The organism is Bradyrhizobium sp. CCBAU 11386, from assembly GCF_028128955.1.
In the GTDB taxonomy this organism is placed as follows: Bacteria; Pseudomonadota; Alphaproteobacteria; order Rhizobiales; family Xanthobacteraceae; genus Bradyrhizobium.
Genome location: NZ_LBKA01000261.1, coordinates 265,848 through 284,039, shown reverse-complemented (window position 1 = coordinate 284,039; position 18,192 = coordinate 265,848). Strand labels below are relative to the sequence as shown.

Annotated in this window: 18 protein-coding genes; 11 read left to right on the top strand and 7 right to left on the bottom strand. The window is 64.2% G+C overall.

From position 1 onward, the window contains the following. Positions 1 to 12 precede the first annotated feature (12 nt). A complete protein-coding gene (locus tag XI09_RS44965; RefSeq protein WP_025576427.1) occupies positions 13 to 885 on the bottom strand; it encodes an NAD(P)-dependent oxidoreductase in 873 nt (290 codons plus the stop codon). A 200-nt stretch (positions 886 to 1,085) separates the two neighbouring features. On the opposite strand from XI09_RS44965, the gene XI09_RS44960 reads away from it, so the two are divergent. The 7 genes from XI09_RS44960 (at position 1,086) to XI09_RS44930 (ending at position 8,379) form a co-directional block, all read left to right on the top strand. Further along, positions 1,086 to 1,523, top strand: a complete 438-nt coding sequence (locus XI09_RS44960) for a VOC family protein (protein WP_271572688.1) — start codon at positions 1,086 to 1,088, stop codon at positions 1,521 to 1,523. Positions 1,524 to 1,578: 55 nt separating this feature from the next. Then, complete coding sequence (locus tag XI09_RS44955) at positions 1,579 to 2,715, top strand: Mrp/NBP35 family ATP-binding protein (RefSeq protein WP_271572687.1); 1,137 nt, start codon at positions 1,579 to 1,581, stop codon at positions 2,713 to 2,715. A 203-nt stretch (positions 2,716 to 2,918) separates the two neighbouring features. After that, positions 2,919 to 4,010 carry a TRAP transporter substrate-binding protein gene (locus XI09_RS44950; RefSeq protein ID WP_271572686.1) on the top strand — a complete coding sequence of 364 codons (1,092 nt, stop codon included), beginning with the start codon at positions 2,919 to 2,921 and terminating at the stop codon, positions 4,008 to 4,010. A 484-nt stretch (positions 4,011 to 4,494) separates the two neighbouring features. Then, positions 4,495 to 4,824 carry a YunG family protein gene (locus XI09_RS44945; RefSeq protein ID WP_271572685.1) on the top strand — a complete coding sequence of 110 codons (330 nt, stop codon included), beginning with the start codon at positions 4,495 to 4,497 and terminating at the stop codon, positions 4,822 to 4,824. Positions 4,825 to 5,102: 278 nt separating this feature from the next. Continuing rightward, positions 5,103 to 5,777, top strand: coding sequence for a response regulator transcription factor (locus tag XI09_RS44940; protein WP_027544547.1), 675 nt, complete (start codon positions 5,103 to 5,105; stop codon positions 5,775 to 5,777). 1 nt (position 5,778) lies between these two features. Then, entirely contained in the window at positions 5,779 to 7,140 is a 1,362-nt protein-coding gene (locus XI09_RS44935; RefSeq protein ID WP_271572684.1) for a sensor histidine kinase, read from the top strand. A gap of 150 nt (positions 7,141 to 7,290) precedes the next feature. Next, positions 7,291 to 8,379 (top strand): TRAP transporter substrate-binding protein, encoded by a 1,089-nt coding sequence (locus tag XI09_RS44930; RefSeq protein WP_271572683.1) that lies wholly within the window; start codon positions 7,291 to 7,293, stop codon positions 8,377 to 8,379. Positions 8,380 to 8,466: 87 nt separating this feature from the next. Here XI09_RS44930 and XI09_RS44925 read toward each other — a convergent pair whose 3' ends face one another. The 5 genes from XI09_RS44925 to XI09_RS44905 form a co-directional block, all read right to left on the bottom strand. Next, positions 8,467 to 10,122, bottom strand: coding sequence for a TRAP transporter large permease (locus tag XI09_RS44925; RefSeq protein WP_271572682.1), 1,656 nt, complete (start codon positions 10,120 to 10,122; stop codon positions 8,467 to 8,469). Between the two features lie 27 nt (positions 10,123 to 10,149). Continuing rightward, positions 10,150 to 10,731: a TRAP transporter small permease subunit gene (locus XI09_RS44920; protein ID WP_271572681.1), complete on the bottom strand. Its 582-nt coding sequence runs from the start codon at positions 10,729 to 10,731 to the stop codon at positions 10,150 to 10,152. A gap of 171 nt (positions 10,732 to 10,902) precedes the next feature. Then, a complete protein-coding gene (moaA, locus tag XI09_RS44915) occupies positions 10,903 to 11,937 on the bottom strand; it encodes a GTP 3',8-cyclase MoaA (RefSeq protein ID WP_271572680.1) in 1,035 nt (344 codons plus the stop codon). Between the two features lie 109 nt (positions 11,938 to 12,046). Further along, positions 12,047 to 12,532, bottom strand: a complete 486-nt coding sequence (locus tag XI09_RS44910; RefSeq protein WP_271572679.1) for a hypothetical protein — start codon at positions 12,530 to 12,532, stop codon at positions 12,047 to 12,049. Positions 12,533 to 12,670: 138 nt separating this feature from the next. Then, positions 12,671 to 13,363, bottom strand: a complete 693-nt coding sequence (locus tag XI09_RS44905) for an HAD family hydrolase (RefSeq protein WP_271572813.1) — start codon at positions 13,361 to 13,363, stop codon at positions 12,671 to 12,673. A 155-nt stretch (positions 13,364 to 13,518) separates the two neighbouring features. Here XI09_RS44905 and rpiA point away from each other — a divergent pair, with 155 nt between their 5' ends. From rpiA to XI09_RS44885, 4 genes are all read left to right on the top strand, one after another. Then, positions 13,519 to 14,244, top strand: a complete 726-nt coding sequence (gene rpiA, locus XI09_RS44900) for a ribose-5-phosphate isomerase RpiA (protein WP_271572812.1) — start codon at positions 13,519 to 13,521, stop codon at positions 14,242 to 14,244. 2 nt (positions 14,245 to 14,246) lie between these two features. Further along, positions 14,247 to 14,765 (top strand): DUF2059 domain-containing protein, encoded by a 519-nt coding sequence (locus tag XI09_RS44895; RefSeq protein ID WP_271572678.1) that lies wholly within the window; start codon positions 14,247 to 14,249, stop codon positions 14,763 to 14,765. A 33-nt stretch (positions 14,766 to 14,798) separates the two neighbouring features. Continuing rightward, positions 14,799 to 16,187, top strand: a complete 1,389-nt coding sequence (gene gor / locus XI09_RS44890; protein WP_271572677.1) for a glutathione-disulfide reductase — start codon at positions 14,799 to 14,801, stop codon at positions 16,185 to 16,187. 215 nt (positions 16,188 to 16,402) lie between these two features. Beyond that, the gene (locus XI09_RS44885; RefSeq protein ID WP_271572676.1) at positions 16,403 to 16,852 is read left to right on the top strand and encodes a hypothetical protein; all 450 of its coding nucleotides are present in this window, start codon (positions 16,403 to 16,405) and stop codon (positions 16,850 to 16,852) included. A gap of 133 nt (positions 16,853 to 16,985) precedes the next feature. On the opposite strand, the gene XI09_RS44880 is transcribed toward XI09_RS44885, so the two are convergent. Beyond that, positions 16,986 to 18,125, bottom strand: a complete 1,140-nt coding sequence (locus XI09_RS44880; RefSeq protein WP_271572675.1) for a hypothetical protein — start codon at positions 18,123 to 18,125, stop codon at positions 16,986 to 16,988. Between the last annotated feature and the right edge of the window lie 67 nt (positions 18,126 to 18,192).

Below are 18,192 nucleotides of genomic sequence, written 5' to 3'. Positions count from 1 at the left end.
GCAGCAGCGGTGTCAGCGTTGCAGGCGCGCGAGCAGGCTGGACGTATCCCAGCGTTTGCCGCCCATCTTCTCGACTTCGGCGTAGAACTGGTCGACCAGCGCGGTCACCGGCAGGGTGGCGCCGTTGCGGCGGGCTTCGGCCAGCGAAATCGATAGGTCCTTGCGCATCCATTCGACCGCGAAGCCGAAATCGTACTTGCCCTCGTTCATGGTCTTGTAGCGGTTCTCCATCTGCCACGACTGCGCCGCCCCCTTGGAGATGGTCTCGATCACTGCGGCGACGTCGAGGCCACTCTTCTTGGCGAAGTGAATACCCTCGGAGAGGCCCTGCACGAGGCCGGCGATACAGATCTGGTTGACCATCTTGGTCAGCTGGCCGGAGCCGGCGGGCCCGAGCAGTTTGCACATCCGCGCATAGGCGCCTGTGATCACCGGCTCAGCGCCGGCATAGGCGTCCTCGGCGCCGCCGCACATCACCGTCAGCACGCCGTTCTCGGCGCCGGCCTGGCCGCCGGAGACCGGCGCGTCGACGAACTTGAAGCCGGCCTTGGTGGCGGCCGCGTCGAGCTCGCGCGCAACTTCGGCGGAGGCGGTAGTGTGGTCGACGAAGGTCGCGCCCTTCTTCATGCCGGCGAAGGCGCCATCGGGGCCGATCGTGACCGCGCGCAGGTCATTGTCGTTGCCGACGCAGCACATCACGAAATCCTGGCCTTCGGCGGCGGCCTTCGGGGTCGCCGCGGTCTTGCCGCCGAACTTGTCCGCCCATTCCTTCGCCTTGGCCGCGGTGCGGTTGTAGACGGTGACCTCGTGGCCCCCTTTTTTCACGAGGTGTCCGGCCATGGGGAAGCCCATGACGCCGAGACCGAGGAAAGCGACTTTAGCCATGTGTGGTACCTTGTCCGTAGTTTGGGTTTTACGGTTCTTGCCGGGCGAGGGGCGCCAAATCGGCGTCCTGGAACTTCCGCCGCGAGGGCGGGTCGGAGGCGCACCATAAACCGTTAGGCCGGGAGGGCAACGGCTTCGTTTGGCGGCCCCCTGTGCTAGGATGGCGGGACTTAAGGACTTCAAAAAAAGGGAGCGAAAGCATGGGCGGCGTGAGCGTTGGCGTCCTCGATCATTTCAACATCCGGACCCGGAATCTGGCCGAGACGGTCCGCTTCTACGAGGACGTGCTGGGCCTGGAAAACGGGGCCCGGCCGAATTTCGCCTTCCCGGGCGCCTGGATGTACAGCGAGGGCAGGCCGGTGGTGCACCTCGTCGATATTTCTCCGACCTCGGAGCCACAAAAGCCGGATTCCGGCGTTGTTCACCACGTCGCCTTCGTCAGCCGCGGTTTTGACGGCATGAAGCAGCGACTGACGTCCAAAGGGATGAAATTCGACTCCCGCCAGGTGCCCGGCGGCGACCTCTGGCAGATCTTCGTGCACGACCCCAACGGGGTGATGATCGAGCTGAACTACGAGGCGGCCAGGGAGCAGGGGGCGGCGCCCGCCGAGATGGCTGACGATATCGGCAGGCAGTAGCCTTTTGGGCGTTTCCGCTCTAATGGGGCACATCTTGGACTCATGGAGATGCGCTTTGAGCGTGACGCAGCAACAGGTTCTCGACAGCCTCGCCCGGATCAAATCGCCGCGCGGGGTCGCGCTCGCCAATGCCAATGTGCTGAGCGCGATCAGCGCCTCTGACGGCAAGGTGTTCTTCTCGATCAATGTCGATGCCGCGGAGGCGCGGGCCTGGGAGTCCGTTCGGGTCGAGGCCGAGGCCGCGGTGCGCGCCATTCCCGGCGTCACCACCGTGATGGTGGCGCTGACCGCCGAGCGCAAGCCGGGCTCTGCACCACCTCCGCCGCCCACGCCAAGCCGCGGCGCGCCCGGCGTGCAGCCGGTCCATGCCCACAAGCCGCCGCAGGGCGGTCAATCGCCGATGGCGCGGCAATCGGAGATTCCGGGCGTCGCTGCGGTGATAGCGGTCGCCTCCGGCAAGGGCGGCGTCGGCAAGTCGACCACCGCACTCAATCTGGCGCTGGGCCTGCGCGACCTCGGCCTCAAGGTCGGGCTTCTGGATGCCGACATCTACGGCCCCTCGGTGCCGCGGCTGACGGGCCTGCACGACAAGCCGGAGCTCAACGACGAGCGCAAGATGATTCCGCTCCGGCGCTTCGGCCTCGCGATCATGTCGATCGGCTTCCTGGTGGAGGAAGAGACCGCGATGATCTGGCGCGGTCCGATGGTGATGTCGGCGGTGACGCAGATGCTGCGCGACGTCGCATGGGGCCAGCTCGACGTGCTCGTCGTCGACATGCCGCCGGGCACCGGCGATGCCCAGCTCACGCTGGCGCAGAACGTGCCGCTGAAGGGCGCCGTGATCGTCTCGACCCCACAGGACCTGTCGCTGATCGACGCGCGGCGGGGGCTTGCGATGTTCCGGAAGGTCAACGTGCCCGTGCTCGGCATCGTCGAGAACATGAGCTACTTCCAGTGCCCGCATTGCGGCACGAAATCCGACATCTTCGGCCATGGCGGGGCGCGCCACGAGGCCGAGAAGCTCGGAGTCCCGTTCCTGGGCGAGATCCCCCTGCACATGGCGATTCGCGCCACCTCGGACGCCGGCAATCCCGTCGTCGACAGCGAGCCGGACGGCCCCCATGCGGCGATCTACCGCGCCATCGCGGGCCAGGTCCGGGACCAGCTCAAGGGCGTCATCGCGGCGGCCTGAGCGAGACGAAGCCAATCCATTGGGGACATGCGACTTTCGTAGAGCCCCGTCATGCCAATGTCGCGTTCCGCAGGCGGAGCTTCCGTGTTAAACGCCCACGGCAGTCAAGCCCCTTCGGTTCGACGCGGGCCAAACGCGTCGCCGGAATGAGCGGCGGCAAAGAGGAAGTTCGGGGAAACGCCCCAGCAAGGAGAGACCTGAAGATGAAGCGTCGTGATTTCCTGAAAGTGTCGGCAGCAGGCGCGGCGGCGACCGCCGCGGTGGCCTCGCCGGCGATCGCGCAATCCTCGCCCGAGATCAAGTGGCGCCTGACCTCGAGCTTCCCGAAGTCGCTCGATACGATCTATGGCGGTGCCGAGCAGATGGCGAAGTACGTGGCCGAAATGACCGACAACAAGTTCCAGATCCAGGTCTTTCAGGCGGGTGAAATCGTCCCCGGTCTCCAGGCGCTCGATGCGACCCAAAAGGGCACCGTCGAAATGTGCCACACGGTGTCGTACTACTATGTCGGCAAGGATCCGACCTTCGCGATCTTCGCCTCGGTGCCTTTCGGCCTCAATGCGCGCCAGCAGAATTCCTGGCTCTACCAGGGCGGCGGCAACGAGCTGGCCAACGAGTTCTTCAAGAAGTCGAACGTGATCGGCTTCCCCTGCGGCAACACCGGCACCCAGATGGGCGGCTGGTTCCGCAAGGAGATCAAGACCGTTGCCGATCTCTCGGGTCTGAAGATGCGTATCGGCGGCATCGCCGGCCAGGTGCTCCAGAAAGTCGGCGTCGTGCCGCAGCAACTCGCCGGCGGCGATATCTACCCGTCGCTGGAAAAGGGCACGATCGACGCCGCTGAATGGGTCGGCCCGTACGATGACGAAAAGCTCGGCTTCGCCAAGGTCGCCAAGTATTACTATTATCCCGGTTTCTGGGAGGGCGGTCCGACCGTTCACGCCTTCGCCAACATCGACAAGTGGAACGAGCTGCCGAAGAGCTACCAGGCGATCCTCACCAACGCGACCGTCAATACCAACACCTGGATGGCCGCACGCTACGACATGTTGAACCCGACTGCCCTGAAGCGTCTGGTGGCCGGCGGCACGCAGCTGCGTCCCTTCACCAACGAGGTGCTGGAAGCCTGCCTCAAGGCGACCAACGAGCTGTGGGGTGAGATCTCGGCCAAGAACGCCGACTTCAAGAAGTCGATCGACGCCATGCAGGCCTACCGCTCCGACCAATATCTGTGGTGGCAGGTCGCCGAATACACCTACGACAGCTTCATGATCCGCTCGCGCACCCGCGGCTGATCTTTCGAGCAAGTCGCAAGACGACAAAGCCCGGCCTCCAGAACAGGCCGGGTTTTTTCTTTGCTGCGGGTGCATCCGAAGGTGCCGAAACAAAAAATGTCGAAAACAACCCCATGCACAGTAGAAATGAGGTGAGGGCACGTTGTGCTGTGGATGCGGCTAATAGTCTGACACGTTGGAGCAAATCAGCGGGACAGAGCAATCACGGCGCAGCCGGTGCCGACGCGGCGATTTGCCAGGCGGCGACCGGAACGACATCGTCATTTCGCGCGCATCTGTTCCGACACCGTCATTGCGAGCGCAGCGAAGCAATCCAGAATCTTTCCGCGGAGGGACTCTGGATTGCTTCGCTGCGCTCGCAATGACGAGCGGATGGAGCTGGGCTCAACCGCGAAGCCGTTTGACTCGTCGGGCAAAACAGTGGCAGAAAGCGATCATCGCATAATCCGAAATTGGCGCATGGCGCCGATCGTTGGGAGTGACGATGAGCTTTGATCCGGATGACGTTCAACGCGCGCTACGCAAGGCATGGTCGTTGTCGACCGCCAGCCAATGGACGGCGGACAATCCAGCGGCGGGCCAATGCAACGTCACGTCGCTGCTGATCCACGAACTCTTAGGCGGCGACTTGCTGAAGACGCCTCTGCCGGCCGGCGACCACTTCTACAATCGGATCGGCGGCAAGAGGTACGACTTCACGGCGAGCCAGTTCGATCAGCCGATCGCTTACATGGACGTGCTTACAGGTCGGGTGGACGCAGAGCTGGGAGCAACAGACGACGAATTGGCTGAGCTCAGAGCTTGTCGTCGCTGATCGTTGGATCAATGACGTCCTCTATGGGGCAGAATCTGACCCCTTACCCAGGAGCGTCGCACGCTTCCGACTTGTGGCCAGAAGCGGCAATGCCTTGTCACGCTCCAACAGCCGATATTCGCGGCGAGGACACGCCCTGATCGCCTGACACGAACCTGACGCCCTAAGCGGCCGGCCGGTCAGGTGTTTTTTTCACTGGCTGAAGCCAGACGAATGGTAGAAGAGAGCAAGGATGCGGCGCGAGCCGTGTTGTGACCTGAGTATCCTGCGGAAATGCGATGCGTCTTCTGATCGTCGAGGACAATGCCGAGCTGTCGCGGCTGGTTGCCAGCGGGCTGTCGGCGGCCGGCTACGAGAGCGACATCGTGAGCAGCGCGGCCGAGGCGCGCGAGGCGGTCGGCAGCGTCAGTTATGCCGCGATGATCCTCGACCTCGGCCTTCCCGACGGCGACGGCCTGTCGGTGCTGCGCGAGCTGCGCCGGCAGATGGAGCCGCTGCCGGTCCTGGTGCTGACCGCGCGCGGCGGCTTGCAGGACCGCGTCAACGGCCTGCGCAGCGGCGCCGACGACTATCTCGCAAAGCCGTTCGCGATGGAGGAACTGGTGGCGCGGCTGGAGGCGATCCTGCGCCGGCCGGGCCAATTGCTCGGCCGCTCGCTGCGCCTCGCCAACCTCGTCTACGACACCGAGAGCCGCCAGATCTTCATCGACGACCAGCCGCGGATCATCTCGGCGCGCGAGGCCTCGGTGCTCGAGATCCTGCTGCGCCGGCAGGGGCGGGTGGTGCCGAAGAAGAACGTCGAGGACCACATCTTCGGCCTCGAAGGCGAAGTCGCCTCCAACGCCGTCGAGGTCTACGTCTCGCGGCTGCGCAAGCAGCTCAGCGAACACGGCGCCAAGGTCGTGATCCACACCATCCGCGGCGTCGGCTATCTCATGGCCGAGGAGAAATAGCGTGTCCGCCGCCCGGTCATTCACCAGGCCGACGTTCAAATCGCTGATCTCGCGCATCGTGTTCATGCACATCGTCGCGGTCGCGGTGGTTGCGATCTTCCTGCCGCTGGTGCTGTTCTGGCTGCTCAACTCCGAGGTCGACCAGCTGCATCGCGATGCCATGCGCGCCCAGGCCGAGGTGCTCGCTGAGCGCATCGTCGCGCAGCCGGACGGCTTGTTGACGTTCAATCTGCCCGACAGTCTCAGGGGCCTCTATTCGGACGCCTACGGCCGCTATCAGTACGACATTCGCGATGGCGAAGGCCGGCTGTTGTTCTCGTCGCACCGTCGCACCGGCGCTGCTGCGGCGGCGCCGCGTCTGGCCGAGACGATTTCCGGCGCGGGCGTCACCCGGATCATCGACGGCAAGACGGTGCGCATCCAGGTCGCCGAGGATCTGGCGCATCGCGACGTCATCATCGACGACATCATCTCGAACTTCTTCCGGCGGGTCGGGTGGATCACCATCCCGATCCTGCTGATCCTGCTCGCCACCGACATCATCATCTTTCGCCGTGCGGTCGCGCCGCTGTGGAAGGCCTCGGAGGAGGCCAGCAATATCGGCCCGGCGCGCACCGACATCCGCCTGCCGACGGAGCAGATCCCGCGCGAGATCATGCCGCTCGTCACCGCCGTCAACCAGGCGCTGGATCGGCTCGAGGACGGCTTTCGCGTGCAGCGCCAGTTCACCGCGGATGCCGCGCATCAATTGCGCACGCCGCTGACGATCCTGCGCACCCGGATCGAGACGCTCGGCGACGGCGCGGCAAGGCAGGCGCTGCATGCCGACATCGAAGGCATGAGCCGCATCGTCGCCCAGCTGCTGGAGATCGCCGAGCTCGACACGCTGGTGCTCGATCCCGGCGAGACCGCCGACCTGCGCGCCGTCTGCACCGAGGTGGTCGGCGCGATCGCGCCGTTCGCGCTCGCCCAGCACAAGGACATCGCACTCAAGGGCACCGATGCGCCGGTGATGGTCCACGGCAATTCCGAGATGCTCCAGCGCGCGATCTTCAACCTCGCCGAAAACGCCATCAAGTTCACTCCAAAGGATACGTCCGTCGATGTCGAGGTCGGTGACGACGGTGTGGTGCGCGTGCGCGATTGCGGCCCCGGCATCGCGGACGCCGAGCGCGAGCTGATCTTCCAGCGCTTCTGGCGGGCCGACCGCCAGCGCAGCGACGGCGCGGGCCTGGGCCTGTCGATCGTGCGCGGCGTGGCGGATGATCATGCCGCGACGGTTGCGGTGGAGAATCTTCCGGGCGGCGGCGCGGAGTTCACACTGCGGTTTCGGCTGGCGGACAGGACGTGCGCTGCCGTCTAAGCCTAAAGTCGTAGGATTGAAATGGCTGCAAGGCCCGCCATTTCGTGTTCCGCCCCCTGATCCGGATGGAAATCGGCGTCGCAATGTTCCATGCTGCGACCAAGCCTCGGCAAGAAGGCTCACAACTGCAGTCCATCAGGGTAGGAAATCATGAAGAGAAGAGACTTCATCAAAGTCACCGGACTTGGTGCGGCAGGCGCCGCGACATTCGCTGCGCCGGCGATCGCGCAGTCGATGCCCGAGATCAAGTGGCGCATGCCGACGAGCTGGCCGAAATCGCTCGACACGCTCTATGGCGGCGCCGAGATGATGGCCAAGATGGTCGCGGAAGCCACCGACAACAAATTCCAGATCCAGACCTTCGCTGGTGGTGAAATCGTACCGGGTCTTCAGGTGCTCGACGCCGTCCAGAATGGCACCTGCGAAATCGGCCACACGGCGTCGTATTACTATTTCGGCAAGGATCCGACCTTCACCTTCGGATCTGCCGTGCCATTCGGGCCCAACATGCGCATCAACCAAGCCTGGTACATGCTGGGCGGCGGCAGGGACATCCTCAACGAGTTCTACAAGAAGTACAACGTCGTCTCGCTGCTTGCCGGCAACACCGGCTGCCAGATGGGCGGCTGGTTCCGCAAGGAGGTGAAAACGCCTCAGGACTTCAGCGGGTTGAAATTCCGCATCGGCGGCTTCGCCGGAAAGGTGATGGCCAAGCTCGGCGCCGTGCCGCAGCAGATCGCCGGCGGCGACATCTATCCGGCGCTAGAGAAGGGCACCATCGACGCGGCGGAATGGGTCGGACCCTATGACGACGAGAAGCTCGGCTTCGTCAAGGTCGCGCCGCACTATTACTTCCCGGGCTGGTGGGAAGGCGGACCGATGCTGCTGGCCTTCGTCAACCAGGACAAGTGGAATGCGCTGCCGAAGTACTACCAGAGCGTTCTCGAGCAGGCGGGGCACTATGCCAACAACTGGATGATGGCGAAGTATGACCAGGCCAATCCGCCAGCGTTGCGGCGCTTGCTCGCTGCCGGCGCCAAGCTGCATCCGTTCTCACCTGAGGTCATGCAGGCCTGCTTCAAGGCAGCCAAGGAACTGCACACCGAAGTGTCGGCATCGAATGCCGACTTCAAGAAGGTGTACGAATCGCTGACGTCGTTCTCGAACAACGGCTACCAGTGGTTCCAGGTCGCCGAGGTCGGCTACGACAACTTCATGGCGCGCAACTCGCAGAGCTGAGCGAAACGCGCTTCATCGGGCAGGAGCCCGAAACAAAAAACCCGGAGCGCGAGCTCCGGGTTCTTTTTTCGCCGGGTGAGGCGACCGCTATTGCTTCGGCTGGCCGAAGTCGAGCGGCGGCAGGTCGATCTGCGGAATCTCGATCTTGATGCTGTTGGGATCGACGGTGGACTGCACGCCCTTGTAGTGCATCACCATCGACGGGAACATGATCACGAGCACGACCATGATGACCTGGATGACCACGAACGGCACCGCGCCCCAATAGATCTGTCCTGTCGTGACCGGATCCATCCTCTTGCCGGTGACACGATCGGTGTAGCGCTCCTTCGGCGCGACCGAGCGCAGGTAGAACAGCGCAAATCCGAACGGCGGGTGCATGAACGAGGTCTGCATGTTGACGCCGAGGATGACGCCGAACCAGATCAGGTCGATGCCGAGATGCTCGGCAGCCGGCCCGAGCAGCGGGATCACGATGAAGGCGAGCTCGAAGAAGTCGAGGAAGAACGCCAGCACGAAGACGAAGGCGTTGACGAAGAGCAGGAAGCCGATCTGGCCGCCGGGCAGGGAGGTCAGCAGGTGCTCGACCCAGACATGGCCGCTGACGCCGTAGAAGGTCAGCGAGAACACGCGCGCCCCGACCAGGATGAAGACGACGAACGCGGACAGTTTCGCCGTCGATTCGGTGGCCTGGCGGACCAGGTCCCAGGTCAGCCGCCGCTTCATGGCGCCGAGAATCAGGGCGCCGGCGGCGCCCATCGCGCCGCCTTCGGTGGGCGTCGCGATGCCGATGAAGATCGTGCCCAGCACCAGGAAGATCAGGAACAGCGGCGGCACCATGACGAAGGTGGTCTGTTGCGCCATCTTCGAGAGGAAGCGGAAGCCCGTCAGCTTGTCGATGACCCAGTTCGCGACGGCGACGAAGAACGCGAAGAGAATGCCGAAGAACATGCTGAGCACGACGAAGTCGGCGCCGTGGGTTTCCGAATTCCGCATCATGAACCAGCCGAAGACGCAGCTCGCCAGGAACAGGACGCCGAGCGAGGTCAGGCCGCGGCTGCCGCTCTCCTCGCGGAAGCCGATGGCTTCCTTCGGCAGGCCCGGAGCAGCCTTCGGGAAGATCAAGGTCACGAGGAACGCGTAACCTGCATAAAGACCTGCGAGCACGAGCCCCGGGATGAAGGCACCCTCGTACATGTCGCCGACCGACTTGCCGAGCTGGTCGGCCATCACGATCAGGACGAGCGAGGGCGGAATGATCTGTGCCAGCGTGCCGGAGGCCGCGATGATGCCGGTCGCCATGCGGCGGTCATAGCCGTAGCGCAGCATGATCGGCAGCGAGATCAGGCCCATCGAGATCACCGACGCCGCGACGACGCCGGTCGTCGCTGCAAGCAGTGCGCCGACGAACACCACCGCGTAGGCGAGGCCGCCGCGGATGGTGCCGAACAGCTGGCCGATCGTGTCGAGCAGATCCTCGGCCATGCCGGAACGCTCGAGCACCAGTCCCATGAAGGTGAAGAAGGGAATGGCGAGCAGCGTGTCGTTGTTCATGACCCCGTAGACGCGCTCCGGCAGGGCCTGAAGAAAGTCCGGGTGGAATTGCCCGAGTTCGACGCCGATGATGGCGAAGAAGAGGCCGACGGCCCCGAGCGAAAATGCCGCCGGATAGCCGAGCAGCAGCACGACGACGAGCGTCGCGAACATGATAGGCGCCATATTGGCGATAAGGAACGCGGTCATGACTTCCCCCTAAACCGTCGCCAACGGCTATTTCTTGTCGATCGCTTCGACGAGGTGCTCGACCTCTGCCTCCAGCGCGGAGACCTGCGATTCGTGAGGATCCGGCATCATTCCGCGCATGATCGCAATTCGCTTGATCAGCTCGGAGATGCCTTGAACGAGCAGGAGGGCGAAGCCGATCATGATCAGGGATTTGGCGGGCCATTGTGGCAGGCCGCCGGCGTTGCCCGACTGCTCGTTGATCTGCATCGAGCGCAGGAAGAATGGCACTCCGGTGACGATCATGACGACGGTCAGCGGAATGAGGAAGAACAGGTGACCGATCACATCGATCACGCTGCGGGCCGTCTTCGGCAGCATGTTGTTCACGATGTCGATCCGGATGTGCTCATTGTCGAGCAGCGTCCAGGACGAGCACAACAGGAACACGATGCTGAAAAGCACCCATTGCAGTTCGAGCCACGAATTCGAGGACGTGTCGAACGTCTTGCGGACGATCGCATTGATCGCCGAGATGATGACGGCGACCAGGATCAGCCACGCCAGACGCTTGCCCGTCCAGCGTGTGAACGCGTCAATTCCATGGCTCAGCTTTAGGAGCGCTTGCAACGATAGGTCCTCCCCCGATTTTGCCCCGGCCGTCTTGACTGCGCCGAGTGGCGCGTGGCTTGTCTCGCCGCGCAGGCATGAGGCAGCCGCACCAAATCAGCGAGCGTGCCGTCAGTCAATTGGAAGTTTGTTGATAGTTAAGGGGAATAAGCCCGCCCCGGACAGTCAATCCTAGCCGCCGGTGACGCTCATGTGCCTGGAGACGCTGGGACGGTTGTGGCGGCGGTCGATGATGAAATCGTGGCCCTTGGGCTTCAGCCCGATGGCGCGGTCGATCGCATCCGCAAGCAGCATATCGTCGTCCGACGCACGCAGAGGTTTGCGCAGATCGGAGGCATCCTCGTGGCCGAGGCAGGTGTGCAGCGTGCCGGTGCAGGTGATGCGCACCCGGTTGCAGGATTCGCAGAAATTATGGGTCATCGGCGTGATGAAGCCGAGCTTGCCCCCGGTCTCGGCAATGCTGACATAGCGCGCCGGGCCGCCGGTGCTTTCGGCGAGGTCCGTCAGCGTGAATTGCTGGGAAAGGCGCGCGCGCACCAGCGACAGCGGCAGATACTGGTCGATCCGTCCCGCGCCGATCTCGCCCATCGGCATGACCTCGATCAGCGTCAGGCCCATGTTCTTGCCGTGGGCCCAGCGCATCAGCGAAGGCAGCTCGTCCTCGTTGAGGTTCTTCAGCGCCACCGCGTTGATCTTCACGGCGAGTCCCGCAGCGCGCGCGGCCTCGATGCCTTCCAGCACCTTGTCGATCTCGCCCCAGCGGGTGATCTCGCGAAACTTCCTGGGATCGAGCGTGTCGAGCGAGACGTTGATGCGGCGGACGCCGCAATCGGCAAGCTCGCGGGCATACTTTGCCAGCTGCGTGCCGTTGGTGGTCAGCGTCAGCTCGCTCAGGGCGCCGCTGGACAGATGGCGCGACAGCGAGCGCACCAGCGTCATCACGTTGCGGCGGACCAGCGGCTCGCCGCCGGTGAGCCGCAGCTTCCTCACGCCCTTGGCGATGAAGGCCGAGCAGAGCCGGTCGAGCTCCTCCAGCGTCAACAGGTCCGCCTTGGGCAGGAATGTCATGTCTTCCGACATGCAGTAGAAGCAGCGCAGGTCGCAGCGGTCCGTGACCGAGACACGCAAATAGCTGATGGTTCGCCCGAACGGATCGGTCATGGCGCTCGACAGCGCTGCGCGGGGATTCGCGGAAGATCCGTTCATACCAAAATGCCTTGTCACTGACGGCGACGGGCGCACCTTTGCTCAACGGCGCTCTGGAAGCAATCTAAGCATCGCGGTGCCCGAGGACAATTGGGGGCGATAACGGAGGTCAGCGCTTGCCCGCGTTCGGATCGGGGAAGGGCGAGCCTGTGGCGACCGGTTCGGCTGCTGCGGGCGCGGCTGCGGCCGGTTTCGGCTTCTTCGGCCGGTGCGGTTTCCTCACCGGCTTGGGCGGGGCGGCCGGCTGGAGTTCTGCAAACACCGGATTCGGATCTGTGGTGACCGAGGCGGGCGTGGTGAGATCGCCGGGGTTCTTGATGATGTTCACCGGGATGCTCGCCGGCTGGTACTTGGGCAGTGCGAAAGCGACCGTGAACGGGGCATCGGGGGCGGGAACCGAGACCGAGCAGGGCGTCTTGCAGGCCGGACCGAGCGAGGTCTTGGCGTCAGCCCCCGGAGGGCTGGACTCGAGCTGGACCTGGACGGTCGGCGGCGCCGACTTGAACATGTCCCAGGACATCGAGGAGCAGCCACCAAGACTTGTTGCCCCCAGGAGGCTCGCTCCCGCTAACGCAATCGCGCTGACACGACGCATGACCATCCACTTCTACTGCGACGAACCGCCACATACCCCAGCATGACCTTAGGAGCGTCGTCCGGGGCAGGCAACCGGCGGGATGTGCATAGTTAATAGTTGGTTAACGCGGGGTATCTTGAGGATTTTACTGGAATTTCAGTGGCTTGCCGAGGCCCGTGCCGTCATCAGGCTGTGGGCTGCGGCCGGCAGGTCGCGCATGTGATGGATCAGCCGGTCCGGCTTCAGCTCGGCGATCGGCACGTCCGTATAGCCGAAGCTGACCCCGATCACGGGCACCCCGGCGCGCCGGGCCACGCCGACATCGGTTCCGGCATCGCCGACCATGATGCTGGCTCTGACCTCTCCGCCGGCGCGGGCCACCGTTTCCCGGAAAATGGCCGGATCCGGCTTCTGGACGCCAAAGGTGTCGGCGCCGCAGATCGCCGCGAAGCGGCGGCTGAGATCGAGCTGGTCCAGCAGGCGCTTGGACAGCCATTCCAGCTTGTTGGTGCAGACGGCCAGGCGATGGCCTTGCGCCGCAAAATGGTCGAGCGCGGTCTCCAGCCCCTCGAAAGGCCGGGATTCGACCGCGATATGCTCGGCGTAATAGGCGATAAAATCCGCCGTCATCCGGTCCATGTCCGAAGGCGTGACGGTGCGGCCCTCGGCCTCCAGGCCCCGCTCGATCAGCTTGCGGGCGCCGGCGCCGATCATGTTGCGGGCCGACTGCATCGGCACGGGCGGCAGGCCTTCGCGGTCGAGCACGTAATTCAGCGCGGTGATCAGGTCGGGCGCCGTATCCACAAGCGTGCCGTCGAGATCGAAGACGATGGTGTGAGGGGAGGTCATGGTCCAAGCGCTATCGGTCCGGCCGTGCCGGCGCAAGGGGCGCTGCCATAAGATCAGCTTATAGGCCTGTTCCCGCGCGGAAAACGAGGCTACATAGGCCGCCGCAAGCGGCCACGATCGGCGGCGCATTCGTGACTTCAAAGGCGGGCGCAAACGTGAACATGGACCAGTTGAAACGGCAGGCGGCGGCGCGCGCTCTGGAAGAGGTGCGGGACGGCATGCAGCTCGGGCTCGGCACCGGCTCGACCGCCAAGCATTTCGTCGAGCTGCTCGGCGAGCGCGTGGCGGCCGGACTCAAGGTGATCGGCGTACCGACCTCCGAGGCGACGCGCCTCGATGCGGAGCGCTGCGGCGTGCCGCTGACCACGCTCGATGAGATCGACCATCTCGACATCACCATCGACGGTGCCGACGAGATCGATCCCGAGCTCAACCTGATCAAGGGCGGTGGCGGCGCGCTGCTGCGCGAGAAGATCGTGGCGGCCGCATCGGATCGCATGATCGTGATTGCCGACGACACCAAATGGGTGCCGACGCTCGGCCGCTTTCCGCTGCCGATCGAGGTCATCCCGTTCGGGCTCGGGGCGACGCGCCGGGCGATCGAGACGGCATTTGCCGGCTGCGGCGTTTCCGGGCAAATGGCGGTTCGCAAGGCCAAGGGCGGGGCGGAGGACAGCCACGTTTTCGTCACCGATGGCGGCCACTGGATCCTCGATGCCCAGCTCGGACGTATTGTCGATCCGGCCGGCCTCGCCAAGGCGTTGAGCGTGATCCCCGGTGTGGTCGAGCATGGGTTGTTCGTCGGCTTGGCCAGCTCGGCCGTTCTGGCGGGCGGCGAGGGAATTCGCGTGATTGAACGGCGAAAGCCGAAAGGAGACTAGGAATGAAGAGTGTGTTGAAATTCTTGCCGGCCGCGACCCTCGCTGTGGGACTGGCCCTCTCGGCTGTCCCGGCCATGGCGCAGCAGGCAGCCGCGCCCAAGGCCTCGCCCGCGGCGATCGCGTCGGCCAAGGAAATCCTGAGCATGAAGAACGCCACCGCGATGTACGCGAACGCGGTGCCCGGCATGGTCGAGAAGGTGAAGGCAACGCTGATCGGACAGAACCTCAACTACCAGAAGGACCTCAACGAGCTGGCGCCGGTCGTGGCGCAGCAGCTGGCCGGCCGCGAGAAGGAGATCGGCGAAGGCATGGCGCAGGCCTATGCCGCCCAGTTCAGCGAGCAGGAGCTCAAGGACCTCGTCACCTTCTACAAGTCGCCGCTGGGCAAGAAGCTGATCGAGGCCGAGCCGCGCGCCATCGACCAGAGCATGAGGGTCATGAATTCGTGGGCGCAGAGTTTCTCCGAAACCATTGCGAGCGCGTTTCGCGCCGAGATGAAGAAGCGCGGCAAGGAAATGTGACGAGGACGCGAGGCAGGAAGGTCGGAGTGAACAATGGCTGAATTCGACGTCGACCTCTTCGTCATCGGCGGCGGCTCGGGCGGCGTGCGCGCCGCCCGCATCGCGGCCGGCCACGGTGCCCGCGTCACGATCGCGGAAGAGTACCGCATGGGCGGCACCTGCGTGATCCGCGGCTGCGTGCCGAAGAAGCTGCTCGTGATCGGCTCGCATGTCCGCCACGAGATCGAGGACGCCGCCGGCTTCGGCTGGACCATCCCGTCCATGAGCTTCGACTGGGCGACGCTGATCGCCAACAAGGACAAGGAGATCGCGCGGCTGGAGGCGGCCTACACGACGAATGTCGAAAAGTCCGGCGCGCAGATCGTCAAGAGCCGTGCGGTGATCGAGGACGCCCACACCGTCCGCCTGCTCGAGAACGACAGGAAGGTGACGGCGAAGTACATTTTGATCGCCACCGGCGGCGCACCCAACCACGGCGCCTCGATCCCCGGCATCGAGCATGTGATCTCGTCCAACGAGGCGTTTCACCTCAAGAAGCTGCCGAAGCGGATCGTGATCCAGGGCGGCGGCTATATCGCGCTGGAATTCGCCGGCATCTTCGCGGGCTACGGCTCCGACGTCACCGTGATCTACCGCGGCGACAACATCTTGCGCGGCTTCGACGAGGATGTCCGCGCCCATGTCCGCAGCGAGATGGAGAAGCAGGGCATCACCATTCTCACCGGCTGCACGGTGGCGAGGGTCGATCGCCATGGCGAGGAATTCACCACGCACCTGTCGAACGGCTCGAGCGTTGCTTCCGACCAGGTGATGTTCGCGATCGGCCGCCATCCTGCCGTCGCCAATCTCGGCCTGGAGAAGGCCGGCGTCGCCATCAATCCGAAGAACGGCGGCATCGCGGTCGACCATTTCTCCAAGAGTTCGGTCGACAGCATCTATGCGATCGGCGACGTCACCCATCGCCACAATCTGACGCCGGTCGCGATCCGCGAGGGTCATGCGTTCGCCGACACGGTGTTCGGCAAGCGCGAGGTGAAGGTGGATCATTCCTCTATCCCGACTGCCGTGTTCTCGCAGCCGGAAGTCGGCACCGTCGGTCTGACCGAGACCGAAGCGCGCGCGCAGTTCAGCCACGTCGATATCTACAAGACGACGTTCCGTCCCATCAAGGCGACAATGTCTGGCCGCGACACCCGCGTGCTGATGAAGCTCGTCGTCGACGGCTCATCCGACCGCGTGCTCGGCTGCCACATCGTCGGTGACGCCGCCGCCGAGATCACCCAGGCGGTCGCGATCGCGGTGAAGATGAAGGCGACCAAGGCCGATTTCGACGCGACGATTGCGTTGCATCCGACCGCGGCCGAGGAGCTCGTCACCATGCGCACCCCGACCGCGCGCCACGTGCGTCAGGCGGCGGAGTAGGGGCGTTAGGCAGCCGCCGCGGGGCCGCCTTGATTCGTTGTCGATGCTTCGACGCGGGCCTAGCCTGCGGCGCCAATTGAGAAGCGGTTTCTCGGGGTCGCGCTCTGGCGAATGTCGGGTGAGACACCATATTCAGGATATCACTGGCACAGACACCACGGGCGTCAGTGACAGAGAGACGCTGCCGCGCTCCCGCCGCAAACAGGAGGCGCGCAATGAATGTCTTGCTTTATCCTCTGCATCTTTGCCGCAAGTTCGAACGCCGCTGGAGCGCGAAAGTGATTCAGGACGACGGCCAATCGCCGCCGTCGCAAGGGACGGACGGCTGTGCCGCCTGCGGGCGGCTCGTCATGGCTCCCGTGCACTCGACCTATTTGCCCGCCGGGAAACTCGTCAATCAGTGGCGGTGCCCGGTGTGCCGGAACGCCTGGCAGTCCTCTGCAGATCCCGCGAGCAGCACGGATCTCCAAGCGAGCCGGTCCGAGCAACTTCGCGAGAACGCCGGACATTGCCTGACCCTGGAAGGCACCGCTCCCGACGACACGGCGCGCCAGCAGTTCAGGCGCATGGGCGATGCCTGGCTCGCTCTCGCGGACACGCAGGATTGGCTCGACGGCGTGACGCCGCCGCTCCCACGACCTTCGCCGCAAGGCGCGCAGGCCTGATCCCTTCGACCCTCCTGATGTACCTCAAGGGCATTTGTCATGACTGAGACGCGCAACCGCTTGGGCTCAGGTCGATCATCGCGCTAGATGAGATCTCAACGGCCCGCTCCGGCGGGCCGTTTTTTTTTAGGCACTACGCGTACAGATATCCGACCGGCTTGCCTTCGGTGCGCAGGGGACGAATGTCCTTGTGCGTGATGATTTGACCGGCGAGGCCGTCGATCTCGTCGCGCTGCGTCGGGGTCCAGCTGCGAAGGTCGTTCATGCCTTTGAGCAGGCCGAGCCGGAGGACCTGGGTGTTCTCACCGACGCCGACGAGGCTGACCGAGCTCTTGCCGGCCGTCACCACGTCGCCGGCAGAGAGTTCAAATGTCTCGCCGGACTTGTTCTTGAATTCGGCCGTGCCGCGGATGACGCGATAGATCACGACCTCGCCCTTGGCAAACGAGGTGCCGTCCACCGCCGCCGACGTGCTCTTCGGCAGCAGCGACTGACCGGGCGGGTCGGTTGCGATGATGTGGCCGGTGACGAGATGTCCGCTCGGAATCTCGATGCCGATATCGCGCACATGGACCGGCATGGCCGATTTGACCGAACCATCGGTGAGCGGCTTGAACAGCGCATCCAGCGCCAGCGGGTCCTGAAGCCAGAAGCCCGCATCGGCGGGACGATCATGCAGAGGATGGCTCCAGGCCACACGTGGCGTCTCGGCCTCGTTGATCTGGCTCGGACCGACGATGGTCGGGTTCGGAAAGGTGGTCGGATCGGTGATGAAGGCTTCGAGGAATTTGCCCGAATAGCCCATCGAGATCGGATCGGGCACCACCGTCTGCGGCGTCTTCAAATTCTCTTCGGTCGACAGTCCCGACCAGGTGTAGAAGAGCTGGCGGTGCACGATCGCGCTTTGCAGCATCACAGCGCCCGGGCCGACACTGTAGAAGCGTCCGTCGTAATCGAAGGTGAACGCACCCGAGGTGACCAGCACGAGTTGAAAGCCGCCGGGCGGAAGATGAAGATGGAAATCGGTGGGGCCGGTATCCGGCAGGTAGATCGGAAGATTGGTCGCGACTTCGTGCAGCAGGAAGGTTTCGTTGTTGGCGTGAAAGCCCTCGTTGGCGCGATTGTAGAGTGCTTGCGGCCGGTAGGTCGCCTCAAACTTCGCATTCTTGTCGCGATCGATCGCGACGAAGTCCTGATCGTTCAGGCGAAGGGGCGTGCCATTCGGACGGGTGAGGCCGGTGAATTTGAGATCGCCCGCAGCATGCACGTTCATGGCATTCTCCGATCTGATCCGTTCGTCCCGCCCGCCCTGGTGGCGGGGGCGGGACTTGGGCCTGATG